We start from the raw sequence: 14,226 nt of genomic DNA, 5'->3' as shown, positions 1-14,226 counted from the left end.
CAGTTCATCGCGCAGGCCCCGTCACGCCGGGACGCAGCAATCCGCCGGACAGACGGCGGCGCATTGCGGGCTGTCGAACTGGCCCTGGCATTCGGTGCATTTGGCCGGGTCGATGACGTAGGTGCCCTTCTTCAGGCTGATGGCGATGTTCGGGCACTCGGCCTCGCAGGCGCCGCAGACGGTGCATTCGGCGGACTTGATCTTGTAGGCCATGGCTCTCTCCTTCGGTGAAAAGACGGTTGGGGATGGCTGTGGGTGGAAAGGGGATCAGGCGCGGCGCGCGGTCAGCGCCCCGGTGCGGATCACGGCGTCCTGGCCGGCGCGCGAGCAGACGGCGCCCTGGCCGAGGCGCTCGGCGTAGTCCTTGAAGTAGGCGAGGGCGGATTCCTCGATGTAGTCGAAGGCGAAGCGGTCGACCGGCTCGATCCCGGCATCGGCCAGCGACTTGGACGGGCAGCCGCCGATCTTGGCGACGAACACCGCGGTGCAGTCGTTGATGGCCGACAGCACGCCGTCCAGCGTGTCGGCGTCGCCCGATCCGCCTTCGCAATACTGGTCGACGCGGCGGTGGCCGACGAACTTGGCGCCGTTCAGGCCGACCTCGTAGATCTGGAATTCCTTGGCGTGGCCGAAATGCTCGTTGATGCGTTCGCCGCCCTTGGTGGCGACGGCGATCAGGATCGGGTCCACCGCGGCGCCGACGGCGTCCTGCACATCGGCCTGGGCCGCCGCCTTCGAGGCGTGGCGGCCGGCGCGCTCGGCCTCGACATGCTCGCGGTAGCTGCGGCGTGCTTCGTCGTCGTAGTCGGCGATCTCCATCGCCGCGATCTTGTCGGCGGTGAACTCCTCCCCGCGGTCCTCGCCGAGCAGGCCGACGGCGTCGGCGCGGCACTGGCGGCAGTGCCGCATCAGCTTGGCCCCGCCCTCGCAGGCGTCCTGGACGACCTTCAGTTCCTGCGCGGTGGGACCGCGCTGGCCGTTCAGGCCGAACCAGGTGCCGTGCGCCGGGTCGGAGATCAGCGGCATGATGTTGTGGAGGAAGGCGCCGCGGCTCTTCACCGCCTTGTTGACCTCCAGCAGGTGCTCGTCGTTGATCCCGGGGATCATGACGGAGTTCACCTTCACCAGGATGCCGCGCGAGGTCAGCATCTCCAGCCCCAGCATCTGCTGTTCGTGCAGGATCTTGGCGGCGTCCAGCCCGGTCCAGCGCTTGTGCTTGTGGAAGATCCAGGGGTAGATGCCGGCACCGACCTCCGGATCGACCATGTTGATGGTGATGGTGACGTGGTCGATGTTGTACTGGGCGATGGTGTCGACATGCTCGGGCAAAGCCAGCCCGTTGGTCGACAGGCAGAGCTTCAGGTCCGGCGCCTTTCGTTGCAGCATCTCGAAGGTGGCGAAGGTGTTCCTGCCGGCGGCGGCCAGGCTGTCGCCGGGGCCGGCGATGCCGATCACCGAGAGCTGCGGGATCTCCTGCGCGACCGCCAGGATCTTCCTGATCGCCTGGTCGGGCGTCAGCTTCTCGGAGACCACGCCCGGCCGGCTCTCGTTGGAGCAGTCGTATTTGCGGTTGCAGTAGTTGCACTGGATGTTGCAGGCCGGAGCGACCGCGACATGCATGCGGGCGAAATAGTGATGTGCCTCTTCCGAATAGCAGGGGTGGTTCTTCACCTTCTCCCACACCGCCGGGTCCATGTCGGCGGGACCATCGGACGAACCGCAGGACGATGACGAACAGCCGGACGCCGCCACCGGCGTCGCCATGGCGGCACCGGGCGGGGGGAGTTCGCCGAGCCCGAAGATGCTGTCGAGCGAAACCACGTTGCCCATCATCCACTCCTTCCCTGTCGTGCCCGACGACACCGTTGGACGGAGGGATCAAAGCAAGTTCGGGGCCACCGGGAAAAATGAAAGGGTTACAGTGGGTTGATCGTGTTTGTCGGGTCGGCCCATGCTGTCGTCATTGCGACAATGGGGGATGGCTGTCGGGGAAGCGACAATGAGCACGGCCGGCGCGGCCGGGGCCGTCAGGCCAACCCGCTCAGGCCAACTCGCCGCGGAAGGCGATGACGTGGTCCTGCCCTTCGTTCAGCGCCTCGGCGCCGAACCCGATCAGGCCGCGGCCGACCAGCTTGGTCGAATCGCGCCGCAGCACCACCGGCGGCGATCCGCCGCTGCGGATGAAGGTGCCGTTGGTCGAATGATCGGTCAGCAGGAAGCTCTCGCGGCTGAAGTCGATGACCGCATGCTGGCGCGAGGTCTGCGGCGATGCGATGCGAAGCCCGCTGCTCTCTTCCCGCCCGATGGTGACGCGGGGCAGGCTGCGGTTCATCGTGATGGCATGCCCGCGGTAGGACAGGTGCAGGGTCAGCATGGTCCCGCCGGACGGGGACGCCATCAGGAAACCCAGCGTGGTGCTGTCGATGGAGTCGTCGCCGTCCTTGTCGCTGAGGATCTGATGGACGCGGATCGGTGCCGTCTTGCCTTTCATGGCGACGTTGCTCAGCGGCTTCGTGCGGTCCCGCAGCTCGGCGGAAAGGCCGTCCACCAGTGCAGCGGTCGCCAGGATCTCGCCGGGGCGGGCGATCTGCTGGACCCGTGCGGCGACGTTGCAGGCATCGCCGTAGAGATCGCCTAGTCCCTCGACCACCGTCCCGTAATGCAGGCCGACCCGCAATCTCAGGTCGTAGCGTTCCTGGATGTCGATCATGGTGCAGGCGGCTCGCACCCCCTGGTCACCGGTCGCGAACGCCGCCAGCAGTCCGTCCCCCAGGCTCTTGATCACGCCGCCGCCGCTGCCTTCCACCAGTTGCCGCAGATGGGCGAGGACGCGCTGGGTCAGCGCGGCGGCGGTGACGTTGCCGATCCGCTCGTACAGCATGGTGCTGTCCGCGATGTCGACGAACATCAGGGCAAGGGGCTTTTCGAGCGACGGCAAGTCGTGATCCGTTCGACCTGTGAAAAGCCATCGGGAAGCGACGGCGCGGCAGGGTAGCATGAAACGCCGCCGCGGTGCGATGGCGGAGCGGACCGGCCCCGGGCAATCGCATCGGGCGAAACACGTCCGGAAATGGCGGCGGGGAAGATCGTCCATCCGGCCGCAGCGCGGGGCCGTCCGCGCCAACTCCAACGGCCACCCCGCGGACCCTAGAACCGCTTGATCTCGATGTTGTACTTGCGCAGGGCGTAGCTGACCTGACGGGTGGTCATGCCCAGAAGGCGGGCCGCCTTGGCCTGGACCCAGCCGGTGCGTTCCATCGCCCAGATCAGCCGGTCGCGCAACGGTCCCGCTTCGGGCTCGTCGAGCGGCAGGTCGGGAGCGGCGGAGGCGACGGCCGGCTGCGGTGACGGTGCCGAGGGCACAGGCGGGGCCGAAACCGCCGGCCGGGGGGCCGGCAGCGGTGCGATGGCTGTGGGCGGCAACGGCTTGGAGGCGCCGCAGACCGGAGACGGCCCGGCCGAACAGCCGGACGCGCAGGCCGGCCATTGCGCCCCGTTGGCCGGAACGGGGACCGCCGGCGGCATCGTGGCGCCCTGTGCGGGGCCGCCGGGCTGCGGGCGCTGCATCGCCGGATTGGCGGGGGCGCCGCTCATCGACGGGGCGAGCCCGCCGACCGCGGCACCCATGTTGCGGTACTGGAACAGCACCGAGGAATTGCACAGGTTCATGCTGCAGGACAGGTCGGGCACGCGGATGGTGCCGTTGCGGCACTGGGTGGCCGCCCGTTCGATGCAGTTCTCCAGTTCGCGCACGTTGCCGGGCCAGGTGCAGCGGTTCAGCACCTCCAGCGCATCATGGTCGATGTCGAGGTTCAGGCCGTTGTCGCGGCCGAACTTGGTGATGAAATGCCGGGCCAGGACGGCGATGTCGCCGCGCCGCTCGCGCAGCGGTGGCAGGTGGATGGTGACGACGTTGATGCGGAAATACAGGTCGGCGCGGAACTTGCCGTGTCCGACGGCCTCTTCCAGGTTGAGGTTGGTGGCGCAGATCAGGCGCACGTCGGTCTTGATGGTCTTCGATCCGCCGACCCGTTCGAACTCCTGCTCCTGCAGCACGCGCAGCAGCTTGGCCTGGAAGTTGGAGGAGATGTCGCCGATCTCGTCCAGGAACAGCGTGCCGCCCGACGCCAGTTCGAACCGACCCTTGTGGTCCTTCTGGGCGCCGGTGAAGGAGCCCTTCTCGTGGCCGAACAGCTCCGATTCCAGCAGGGATTCGGGCAGGGCGGCGCAGTTGACGCGGATGAACGGCGCGTCCTTGCGCGGCGACAGGTTGTGGATCGCCCGCGCGATCAGTTCCTTGCCGGTTCCGCTCTCGCCGCGGATCAGCGCCGTCGACTTGAAGGGGGCGACGCGGTGCACCTGGGCGAGGACGTCCACCATGTTGGGGCTGGTGCAGACGACGTCGCTGACCGGCGCCACGACCGGCCTCAGCTCCTTCTGGACGCGGAATGTCTCACGCATCATGAAGCGGCGTTCCTCGGCCACCGTCCGGTGCAGCCGCACGGTCTGGCCGATCAGGTTGGCGACCATGGTCAGGAAGCGGACATCCGCGCCGAAATGGCCGCTCGGCCCTTCGTCGGAGATGCGGTCGATGGTCAGCACGCCGATGACGGTGCCGGCCGCCTTGATCGGCACCCCGACCAGAGAGGCCACCTGTTCGTCCAGGTCGTCGCGCCCGCCCGAGCGGTTGTTGAACAGCGGCTCCTCGGCGAGGTTGGGAACGACCGCCGGCATGCCCGTCTTCAGGATGCGGCTGCTGATGCTCTCGCCTTCATTGTAGTCGATCTGCTGGGCCGGGGAATCCTTGGGCAGTCCCTGGGCGGCGACCAGCCGCAGCGCGCCATCCTCGCCCTGCAGGTAGACGCGGCCGCGATGCATCTGCAGTTGGTAGGACAGTGCCCGCAGCACCTCGCGCAGGGTCTGTTCCAGATCCAGGGACGAGCCGAGGATCTTGCTGACCTCGTAGATCGTCAGCAGTTCAAGGTTGGAAGACGACGCGGACTGGGCGGCACTCGGCATTGTCGATCCCCTCGCTCGGCTGGGGACCCTGGAGCTTGCGGTCGGGGCACTGCGGCCCAGGCAACGCCAACGCTTCGGGTCCCGGCTCCTGCGCCTTGATCCGCTCCTCCCAAGAGCAGGGCGGCCGTTTGTCCGGCAGCCCGTCTGGCCCGTGTTATCGTTCCGGGTCGTGCGCGGCCGGCGTCGGTTCGTACGCTGGCGGCTGGTGGAAAGTGTCTGTGACTGCTCGCGGAAAGGCAAGACTTTTTGCATAGTTTCTACCGCGATGCACAATGACCTTCGCCATTGGAGGTAAAGCCGGGTTGTGGTAATAACTGACCGTCCAGTCAGAAGGGAAGAGCCATGCCCGACCGTGCCCGCAACGCTGACGGCGATGACGGTGACGGTACGCCGCGGCGCTGGCGCCGCCGCAAGCAGGCCCGCCCGCAGGAGATCGTGGCGGCCGCCATCGACGTCTTCGCCGAACGGGGGTTCGCCGCCGCGCGGCTGGACGAGGTTGCCGGCCGCGCCGGCGTCAGCAAGGGAACGCTCTATCTCTACTTCCCCAGCAAGGACGACCTGTTCAAGGCGGTGGTCCGCACCGCGATCCTGCCCGACCTGGAGCAGGTGGAGGCGATGGTCGCCGCGGATCGGGGTGCCGTCTTTCCCATGCTGGAACGGCTGCTGCGCCTGGTTGCCGACCGTATCGCCACCACGCGGGTGGCCGTCGTTCCGCGTCTGGTGATGGCCGAAGCCGGCAACTTCCCGGACCTGGCCGCCTTCTACCATCGCGAGGTGATCAGCCGTGGATTCGCCCTGCTCGCCGGTCTCCTGCGCCGTGGCGTCGAGGCCGGCGAGTTCCGCCCGCTCGACATCGATCATGGCGTCCGCCTGATCGTGGCGCCCCTGCTGATGGGGGCACTCTGGCGCGGATCCTTCAGCGGAATCGACGGTGCCGTGCCGCTCGACCTGCCGGCGCTGGTCGACACCCACATCGCGCACCTGCGGCTCGTCCTGCTCGGTGGTCACGAGGCCGGGGGCGTGCCATGAGTGGCCTGCTGGAGTGGCTGGCCATGCTGGCCGCCACCCTTGGCTTGCCGCTGGCCGGCGGCCCGCCGCCGCTGGCGCACGGCTATGTGGAAGGGGAATATCTTCGCATCGCGGCACCTGCCGCCGGGACGCTGGAAAGCCTGTCCGTCGCCCGTGGCACCCAGGTTGCCGCGGGGGCGCCGCTGTTCGCCATCGACCGCACGGCCGCCAGGGCGGAGCGCGACCGCTTGGCGGCGGCGCTGGCTCAGGCCCGGGCGGAGCGCGCCGACCTCGCCACCGGCCGCCGGCCGCAGGAAGTGGCGGTGCTGGTGTCACAGAAGGCGCAGGCCGAGGCGGCACTGCGCTACTCCACGGCCGAACTCGCCCGCCAGACGCAACTGACCGCGCGCAGGGTCAGTTCTCCGGACAAGCTCGACCAGGCGCGGGCAGCCTACGACCGCGACCTCGGGCGTCTGGCGGAAGCCGAAGCCCAGCTTGCCGTCGCGGCGCTTCCGGCGCGTGACGAGCAGCGGCGCGCCGCCGACCAGGCGGTGATGCAGGCCGAGGCGGCGCTCGTCCAGGCGGAGCGCCGGCTGGCGGACCTCGCCCCGACCGCGCCGGCCGGCGCCCTGGTCGACGACACGCTCTACAATCCCGGCGAATGGGTGCCGGCCGGGTCGCCGGTGGTTTCGCTGCTGCCACCGGAGCGGGTCAAGCTCGTGCTGTTCGTTCCGGAGACGGCTTTGGCCAGGGCGGTGCCGGGAACGGACCTCGCGATCGGTTGCGACGGCTGCCCACCGGGGCTTTCCGCCAGGATACTGCGTGTCGCTTCGCAGGCCGAATATACGCCGCCGGTGATCTACAGCGTCGGCAGCCGCGGGAAGCTCGTCTTCCGGGTGGAGGCCCGGCCGGCGGCGACGCCTGGGCCTCCGCTCAATCCTGGCCTCCCGGTGGACGCCTGGATCGCCGCGGAGGATGGCGGCCGATGACGGGGGCGGGGGCCGGCACCGGTGCGGACAGGGCGGCGCCGGTGATCGACGTGCGCGGGCTGGTCAAGCGATTTGGTGCCAAGACGGTGGTCGACAACGTGTCGATCCGCGTCGATGCCGGCGAGATCTACGGCTTTCTCGGCCCCAACGGGTCGGGCAAGACCACGACCATCCGCCTGCTGTGCGGCCTGCTGACCCCGGATGCCGGGGCGGGCACCTGCCTGGGGTTCGACATCCGCACCCAGGGGGCGGCGATCAGGCGCCAGGTCGGCTACATGACCCAGAAGTTCAGCTTCTGGGAGGATCTCAGCATCGCCGAGAATTTGGATTTCGTCGCCCGGATGTACGGATTGCCCGACCGGCGGCGCCGGGTGGCGGAAGCGCTGGAGCGGCTGGGGCTGGCCAACCGCCGCAGCCAACTGGCCGGAGAGCTGTCGGGTGGCTGGAAACAACGTCTGGCGCTGGCCGCCTGCATCCTGCACGCCCCCAAGCTGTTGCTGCTCGACGAGCCGACGGCGGGTGTCGATCCCAAGGCGCGGCGGGAGTTCTGGGACGAACTCCACCGGCTGGCCGGGGAGGGGCTGACCGTTCTGGTGAGCACGCATTACATGGACGAGGCGGAGCGCTGCCATCGCATCGCCTACATCGCCTATGGGACGCTGATGGCCGATGGCACGGTCGGGCAGGTCATCTCGGCATCGGGCCTGCACACGCGGGTCGTCGGCGGAGCCGGCCCGCACTCCGGCCTGCACCAGATGGCCGCGGAGCTCCGGAGGCGCCCCGGGGTCGAGATGGTGGCGGTGTTCGGCAGCAGCCTGCACGTCAGCGGCTCCGACCGCGCCGCCCTGGACCGGACGCTCGATCCCTGGCGGGAGGATCCGGGCCTGCGGATCACCGAGGCGGAGCCGACGCTGGAGGACGTCTTCATCCACCTGATGAACCGCAGCCCGGACAACTTCGGATAGACTTACTCGATGCTCGCGGAGGTGACGCCGGTGTTCTTGTTCCACTTCAGCGTCAGCTTCGAAATCTTACAGAGATTCAGGCCGCCCCAGACAGCGGAATCACCGTCGTCGTAGATGACCTTCATGTCCCATTTGCAGGTCGCTTCGGCCTTGTCGAAAGAAACCTCGAACTCCTCGCCGTTTTCCAGCAGGTCACGGCCCAGGATATCCTCGTCCCAGCTATTGCTGTTGCTTTCGGACACATAGATATGCTTCAGGGCATATCCGGTCTTGTTGAGGATGCTGAAGTCCTGCTGCCCGGCGAATGCAGCGCCATGCATGAACAGCAGCGAGGACGCAACCAGAAGGGCCTTGGAGGCAACAGTCTTCAAGATTATCTCCATGGAGAAAAAGGATTACACCAAAAGCTAATCAGTGCAATTGGAGACGGTCAAGCCGCAATCCGCCGAATTATTAAGAAAACTTAGTTTTATCCTTTCGCTCGTAAGAAATAAAAATACGGGGCAGATGGTCCGCAGCGGCCCCGCATCGAACCCGCGACGGCGTGGCGCCGGCGATAGCCGGTGCTTCGGCGGTTGCAAGAGGCCAATGGTCGCAAGTGCTTGGCACGTCGGGTGCTTTATCGCGGCGCACAAGATGTGGTACATCTCGAAAACCGGCATCGTCCGCCGGACAAGATCATGACCAAGTCAGGACCGCCGCAGGCGAAGGCCCGCGGCGGTTGCAACCGAGGGGAAGGAACAACGCATGTCGGGATTCAAGGATGCACCGCCGGATGAACGTTCGGAGCTGTCTCCGGAGCAGGAAAGCGCGATCCGCATCGTGGCCAACAACCTGCACCGCCTGAACGACGCCGTCGTCAAGGCGGTCGAGGCCGGCATCACGGTGGAGCTGATGCGCACCGCCCGCTACCACAATGAGGCCGGCAACTGGGGCGACCAGCTCACCCCGGTGATCCGCCCCGGCAAGTGACCGGTTCGGCCGGCCGCGCCTCCGCTTCCGGAGGCGCGGCCGGCCGGCTTGGCCCTGCTGCTGAAGGCCTCATCCGTGCGGCGGGTGCGGCCTTTTTTCATATGCCGAGATAATTCGCGTGCCATCGGAAGACAGGCTGGCCAGCCGGCATCATGGGTCCAAACTTGTTGGGCGTTCCGCTTTCGATGCGAGGTCCAGCCATGACGCCGAGCGACCGCGACCGATCCGCTTCCGATACCCAGCCGAGCCCCAGCGAGCTGCACGAGATGTGGAGTTTGCATCGACTGCAGTCCCCGACATTCGACGACCTGACGCGCGGCCTGTGCCTCGGCCTGGTCTGGTGCATGGCGATGTGGACGCCGATGTTCCTCAGTGCCCTGACCTGAGGCGGCCGTCCGGACGCATGGTGCCGGTTTCGCCATCCTTGGTCCGGTCGCCGGCCGCCTGGTCGCCGGCCGCTTGGTTTTCGGCCACCCGCCCGCTGGTCAGTGCGCGGATGCGCGCGGCAAGCTGATCGGGCGTATAGGGCTTGGGCAGGACCGAAGCAAGGTCGGCCCCCATCGTCGACAGCGATTCCGGACTGTAGCCGGACGCCAGCAGGACCGGCAGTCGCGGCCAGCGCTCGCGGATGCGGCGGGCGAGGTCGATGCCCGACACGCCGTGAGGCATCACCACATCCGACACGACGATGTCGAAGTCGGCGTCCCGCTCCAGCAGGTCCAGTGCCTCGACGCCGTGTTCCGCCGTCTCGACCGTGAAGCCGTCCTGCACCAGCCCCTCGACCGTCGCCAACAGCACCAGGGCATTGTCCTCCACCACCAGGACGCGCAGGCCTCGGCCGTCGGCCGGAGCCCCGGCCGACTCCCCGGTGTCGGCGGCCGGAGCAGTCGCCGCACCTTCGGCCAGAGGCAGGTCGATCATCACCCGCGTCCCGGCGCCCGGCCGGCTCTCGATGGTAGCGTTGCCGCCGGACTGGCGGGCGAAACCGTAGACCATCGACAGGCCAAGCCCGGTCCCCTTGCCCATGGCCTTGGTGGTGAAGAAGGGGTCGAACGCGCGGGCGGCCACGTCCGGCGCCATTCCGGTTCCGGTGTCGACGACCTCGATCCGCACCATCCGCGGTGAAGGGCCGCGTGTGAGCGCGACGCGCACGCGGCCGCCCTCGGGCATGGCATCGCGTGCATTCACCACGAGGTTCAGCACCGCCATCTCGAGCTGGATGGGATCGACCGCCACGGTCCAGGTGCCGGGGGCCAGGTCCCAGTCCAGCGCGACGTCGCCGCGGACCGAATGCTCGATCAGGTCACCCATCCGCCGCAGGCTGTCGCCCAGATCAAGCAGGGCTGGGTTGACCGCGTCCTGCCGGGAGAAGGCCAGCAGTTGGCGCGTGAGCTTCTCCGCCCGCTCCAGCGCCGTGCGGGCACCGTCGAGGTAGCGGTGCGCCTCGGTGGGAAGGTGGCGGGACAGCAGGTGCAGGTTGGCCAGCGCCGCGGTCAGCAGGTTGTTGAAGTCGTGGGCGACACCGCCGGTGAGCTGGCCCAGCGCCTCCATCTTCTGGCTCTGGCGCAGCGCCTCCTCCAGGCGCTCCCGGTTGCGCGTTTCCTCGGCCCAGCGGCGCACGGCCGCGTTTTCGGAAACCGCACGGCCATAGGCCAGCCAGGCGATCAGCGCCAGCGCCAGCGTCGCCGGCGCCACGAAGGCGGCATCCATGGCCATGTTGCGCCACCAGGCCGTGATCACCCGTGCCTGGTCGAGCCCATAGACGACATAGACGGGAAAGTCGCCGACGCGCCGGTAGGCGTACAGGCGATCGCGGCCGTCGAGTGCGCTTTCGGTGCGGTAGATCCCTTCCTCGCGCCGCTCGCGAAGCTGGGCGAGAAGCCCGCGGTCCGGCGGCAGCACCACCGGTGCGTCGAAGCCGGTGGGCGGGAAGCGCATCAGGATCAGGCCGTCCTCGCGAACCAGGCTGACCGACTGGCCGCCGATCCCGAAGGCGCTGCGGTAGAAGCTCGCGAAATAAGCGGGATTGACGGTGGCGTTGATCACTCCGTCGAAGCCGCCGTCGGGTCCCCCCGGCCCGCTGCGGCGCCGGCTGATGCCGAAGCTGGGCCGGCCGCTGGCCGGATCGGCCAGGGTCTCTCCGATCAGCAGCCCGGCGTCGCTTTCGCGCTGCAGTCGGAAATAGGTCCGTCCCCCGACGTAGAAGCGGTGCGAGGGAAACTCGATGCTGGAGTTGCGGACGACGCCATCGGGATCGGCCAGTCCGATGCTGCCGATCTGCTCCAACTCACCGGCAAGCGTCCTCAGATAGCCGTGCAGGGACTCCGACGTGGTGATCTCGGCCCAGCTTCGCCCCCGGATCCGCTCGTCGACGCGATCCAGCACCTGTTCGACCGTATCGAATACCTTGAGCACATGCTCATGCAGGATCAGCGCATTCTTGCGGCTGTCCTGCTCGGCCTCGGCCTGCGCCTCCCATCGCTCGCGCCAGCCGATCCCGGCGAACAGCACCAGCGGCAGCGCCACCGACACGGCCAGCAGGAGGCGCAGCAGCCGCAGAGAGGCCGTGCGGTCGGTCCAGCTTTCGTGACTGCGCAAAGCCATGGCCGTCCAGATCGAGGGTGCCGGCCGGCAACGGACCACCTGCGCCGCGGGCACGATACCGTCCCACCATCGCCGAATCGGCGGCGGCTGGGCAACTCCGACTTCCGGCAGGGGCGCGTGCCGTCAGCCCTCGCAGTCGCAGGTTAGCGGGAATTGTCCCTCGGTCCGACGGCGGCGGCGGACATCGGCACCATCCCCGTTGGGGCGGGGCATGCCGCAGGCCGAACCCAGCCGGTCGCGGAGATGGTCGAGATGCGCAGTGGTCAGGATGGCGGCGCCGGCATAGAAGGGTTCCCGGCAACGGGTGGCGATGCGGCTGCAGAAGCCGGGAATCCAGCGCAGGACATGACGGTCGAGAAACTGCACGCCGTCCGCCTTGCGGCCGAGGTCGAGAAGATGGGCGAGCAGCAGCAGTTCCGCCGCGACATGGTCCTCCGGCAGCCGGTCGGCCGGCGGCCGGCGCAGCGCCGTCTCGAACCCCGCGCGCCAGCCGCGCAGGGACGCTGCCGCGGCGGGGCGTGCCTGCACGTCGAGCCAGGGAGCCTCGGTCGGGCAGGCGCAATATTCGCCGGTGACGTGGATGGTGGTGTAATCGCTGGCGAGCGGCGAGATCGACCGGCGGGTGATGCGGGGGGGCAGGTCGCTCACCACCTCGTCGATCAGGGCCGACGCCTGGATGGCGTCGTCGCGGTCGAGAGCGAGGCCCCGGCCGCCGATGGGATTGTTCCGCAGATCCTCCAGGAAGGCGGGGGTCGGCGCCTGGGCATGCAACAGGGCGAGGAGGCGCAGGGCTGCGGCGGCGTCGCCGAAATCGGCATCCTGCTCCGCCGGAGAGCCGTCTCCCGCTGATGCTCCTCCCGGGGCGGCGTCCGCCACCGGCCTGCCGGTTTCATCGTCATCGGGAGTGCGCTGGCGGACCAGCGGGGCGGCCGCCTCCAGAACCATGCTGTCCACGCTGCTCCTCCCGGCGCCCCATCCCATCCGGAGCAGGCCGGAACCGGCGGGCCGAACGGATCATGGGCCGAACATTTGCGCGATATTGTTCTATGTCTTTACTACCAGAGGGGTGGGGGGCGGTCAACGCGGCCGATGAAAAAGGGCAGGAACAGGTTCGCCGTTGCCTTTCGCAAGAACCTCCGACCATATCCGGATCCGCCATCACAGGAGGACCGACCGCCATGCCGCTGCTCCCGATCGAACAGGGCGACGCCGCCGCCGAGGTGCGTGCCGTCTACGACGACATCAAGACGACGCGCGACGTTCCCGACGTGAACAATTTCTGGAAGGTCATCGCCCATCATCCGGCGACCCTGAAACGGACATGGGAAAGCCTGAAGGAGGTGATGGGACCGGGGACCCTCGACCCGCTGGTCAAGGAGATGATCTTCGTCGCTGTCAGCGTCACCAACAACTGCCAGTATTGCATCCGGTCCCACGAGGCTGCGGCGCGGCGACTTGGCATGACCGACGCGCAGTTCGGAGAGCTCATGGCGGTGGTCGGCATGGCCAACGAGACCAACAGGCTCGCCACCGGCTATCAGGTGGAACTCGACGAGCGTCTGAAATAGGGGCACCGATCAAGCGGCGCGGCGGTCCGGTTGGGCCGATTCGTCCCGGCGCCGCTGCGCGAGCCCGTTCATCAGGTCGCTGCGGACGGTGTAGTGGGCGATGCTCCGGCCGTCGTCGAGCTCCTCGCTGGCGATGCGCTCCACCCGCACCTCGACATCCCAGCCGACCTTCGCCCAGGCCGCACGGATGCGGCGTGCCAGTTCGTGCGCTCCGCGCTCGCTGAAACCGTCGAGGCGGCCGGAGGACGGACCCGGCTGGAAACGGGGGTGACGCTGAACCATGGCCGGAAGCTCCTTGCTTGATGCCCCCGGCGCAAGCCGGCGGGGCGGTGAGCAAGGAATAATCCAAAATGGATTTTATAGTCCAAGAATAACCGATACCAAAGTGGTATCCCGTTATGGTTCCTGAAGGCCGACCACGGTGTGCAGGGTGTCGAGGTCGGCGAGTGCGACGGCGAACTCGCGGTCGGCCGGCTGATACTCGCGCAGCACCACCACGTCGGAGCCGCGGCGGACGAACTCCTTGACCAGCACCGCCCTGTTGCGTTTGACCACCACGACGCCCGATCCTGGCGATGGCGGCTTGTGCGGGTTCACGTGAAGCAGTTGCGCCGGGCGGAAGCGGGGCATCATCGAGTCGCCGACGACATACATCGCATAGGGGTCGCGGGCGTTCTTCAGGTAGTCCGGCCTGGCGATCCAATCGATCGGGCCGTCCTCCAGGAACATCTCCTGGTCGACGCCGCCGCGTGCCGCTGCGCGGACGGGCATGGAGGAGGGCGGGTGGCCACCTGCGGCGGAGCCGGCGCGCAACAGCGGCAGGGCGGCTGCCGGGCGGGCGCCGGTACCCGCCCGCGCGGCGGCCGGACCGGAGACCGGGGCGGGAGCCGCGCCGGGAGCCGCGTCGAGCCCGAGCAGCACCGTCGGCTCGACGCCCAGCGGATGGGCGAGCTTCACCGCCCAATCCACGGTCATCTTGCGCTGGCCGGTCTCCAGCTTGTTGATCTGGGGCTGCGAGGTCCCCGCCAGTTCGGCCAGCTTCTCCTGGCTCAAGCCGGCGGCCTGCCGCAGGTCGCGCATCGTGGTCATGCCGCTTCATAC

15 protein-coding genes are annotated in these 14,226 nt (G+C 68.2%); 6 read left to right on the top strand and 9 right to left on the bottom strand.

Features of this window, described 5'->3' with window-relative positions; all coding sequences use genetic code 11:
- Positions 1-21: 21 nt before the first annotated feature.
- The 4 genes from J2850_RS11595 to nifA all read right to left on the bottom strand — a co-directional run bounded on the left by J2850_RS11595 (position 22) and on the right by nifA (position 5,019).
- Positions 22-213, bottom strand: coding sequence for a 4Fe-4S dicluster domain-containing protein (locus J2850_RS11595; protein WP_014248512.1), 192 nt, complete (start codon positions 211-213; stop codon positions 22-24).
- Positions 214-267: 54 nt separating this feature from the next.
- Entirely contained in the window at positions 268-1,833 is a 1,566-nt protein-coding gene (gene nifB, locus J2850_RS11590; protein ID WP_209981721.1) for a nitrogenase cofactor biosynthesis protein NifB, read from the bottom strand.
- Positions 1,834-2,041: 208 nt separating this feature from the next.
- Positions 2,042-2,938 carry an adenylate/guanylate cyclase domain-containing protein gene (locus J2850_RS11585; protein ID WP_246512987.1) on the bottom strand — a complete coding sequence of 299 codons (897 nt, stop codon included), beginning with the start codon at positions 2,936-2,938 and terminating at the stop codon, positions 2,042-2,044.
- A gap of 209 nt (positions 2,939-3,147) precedes the next feature.
- Positions 3,148-5,019, bottom strand: a complete 1,872-nt coding sequence (nifA, locus tag J2850_RS11580; protein WP_209981719.1) for a nif-specific transcriptional activator NifA — start codon at positions 5,017-5,019, stop codon at positions 3,148-3,150.
- A 342-nt stretch (positions 5,020-5,361) separates the two neighbouring features.
- Between nifA and J2850_RS11575 the strand changes: the two genes are divergently transcribed.
- The 3 genes from J2850_RS11575 to J2850_RS11565 are packed head-to-tail and all read left to right on the top strand — an operon-like array spanning position 5,362 to position 7,981.
- Positions 5,362-6,048 (top strand): TetR/AcrR family transcriptional regulator, encoded by a 687-nt coding sequence (locus tag J2850_RS11575; protein WP_209981717.1) that lies wholly within the window; start codon positions 5,362-5,364, stop codon positions 6,046-6,048.
- A complete protein-coding gene (locus tag J2850_RS11570; RefSeq protein WP_209981715.1) occupies positions 6,045-7,016 on the top strand; it encodes an HlyD family secretion protein in 972 nt (323 codons plus the stop codon). Before J2850_RS11575 ends, J2850_RS11570 begins: the two co-directional genes overlap by 4 nt.
- Complete coding sequence (locus J2850_RS11565; protein WP_209981713.1) at positions 7,013-7,981, top strand: ABC transporter ATP-binding protein; 969 nt, start codon at positions 7,013-7,015, stop codon at positions 7,979-7,981. Before J2850_RS11570 ends, J2850_RS11565 begins: the two co-directional genes overlap by 4 nt.
- A gap of 2 nt (positions 7,982-7,983) precedes the next feature.
- Here the strand turns inward: J2850_RS11565 and J2850_RS11560 are convergent, their stop codons facing one another.
- Positions 7,984-8,352, bottom strand: a complete 369-nt coding sequence (locus J2850_RS11560; protein WP_209981711.1) for a hypothetical protein — start codon at positions 8,350-8,352, stop codon at positions 7,984-7,986.
- A gap of 376 nt (positions 8,353-8,728) precedes the next feature.
- Between J2850_RS11560 and J2850_RS11555 the strand changes: the two genes are divergently transcribed.
- The gene (locus J2850_RS11555; RefSeq protein ID WP_209981710.1) at positions 8,729-8,953 is read left to right on the top strand and encodes an SMc00767 family acetate metabolism repressor; all 225 of its coding nucleotides are present in this window, start codon (positions 8,729-8,731) and stop codon (positions 8,951-8,953) included.
- Between the two features lie 200 nt (positions 8,954-9,153).
- Positions 9,154-9,339, top strand: coding sequence for a hypothetical protein (locus J2850_RS11550; RefSeq protein WP_209981708.1), 186 nt, complete (start codon positions 9,154-9,156; stop codon positions 9,337-9,339).
- Here J2850_RS11550 and J2850_RS11545 read toward each other — a convergent pair.
- Complete coding sequence (locus tag J2850_RS11545; protein ID WP_209981706.1) at positions 9,323-11,557, bottom strand: hybrid sensor histidine kinase/response regulator; 2,235 nt, start codon at positions 11,555-11,557, stop codon at positions 9,323-9,325. The two genes, J2850_RS11550 and J2850_RS11545, sit on opposite strands and share 17 nt — an antisense overlap.
- Positions 11,558-11,680: 123 nt before the next feature.
- Entirely contained in the window at positions 11,681-12,502 is an 822-nt protein-coding gene (locus J2850_RS11540; RefSeq protein ID WP_209981780.1) for a molecular chaperone TorD family protein, read from the bottom strand.
- A gap of 233 nt (positions 12,503-12,735) precedes the next feature.
- On the opposite strand from J2850_RS11540, the gene J2850_RS11535 reads away from it, so the two are divergent.
- On the top strand, positions 12,736-13,125 hold the full coding sequence (locus tag J2850_RS11535) for a carboxymuconolactone decarboxylase family protein (RefSeq protein WP_209981704.1): 390 nt from the start codon (positions 12,736-12,738) through the stop codon (positions 13,123-13,125).
- Positions 13,126-13,134: 9 nt separating this feature from the next.
- On the opposite strand, the gene J2850_RS11530 is transcribed toward J2850_RS11535, so the two are convergent.
- Positions 13,135-13,407 carry a hypothetical protein gene (locus tag J2850_RS11530; RefSeq protein WP_209981703.1) on the bottom strand — a complete coding sequence of 91 codons (273 nt, stop codon included), beginning with the start codon at positions 13,405-13,407 and terminating at the stop codon, positions 13,135-13,137.
- A gap of 114 nt (positions 13,408-13,521) precedes the next feature.
- A complete protein-coding gene (locus tag J2850_RS11525; RefSeq protein WP_209981701.1) occupies positions 13,522-14,214 on the bottom strand; it encodes an XRE family transcriptional regulator in 693 nt (230 codons plus the stop codon).
- Positions 14,215-14,226: the final 12 nt, after the last annotated feature.

Source organism: Azospirillum picis (assembly GCF_017876115.1).
In the GTDB taxonomy this organism is placed as follows: domain Bacteria; phylum Pseudomonadota; class Alphaproteobacteria; order Azospirillales; family Azospirillaceae; genus Azospirillum; species Azospirillum picis.
Note: the sequence above shows the minus strand (reverse complement) of the source record. Positions and strands in the feature narration are given on the sequence as shown.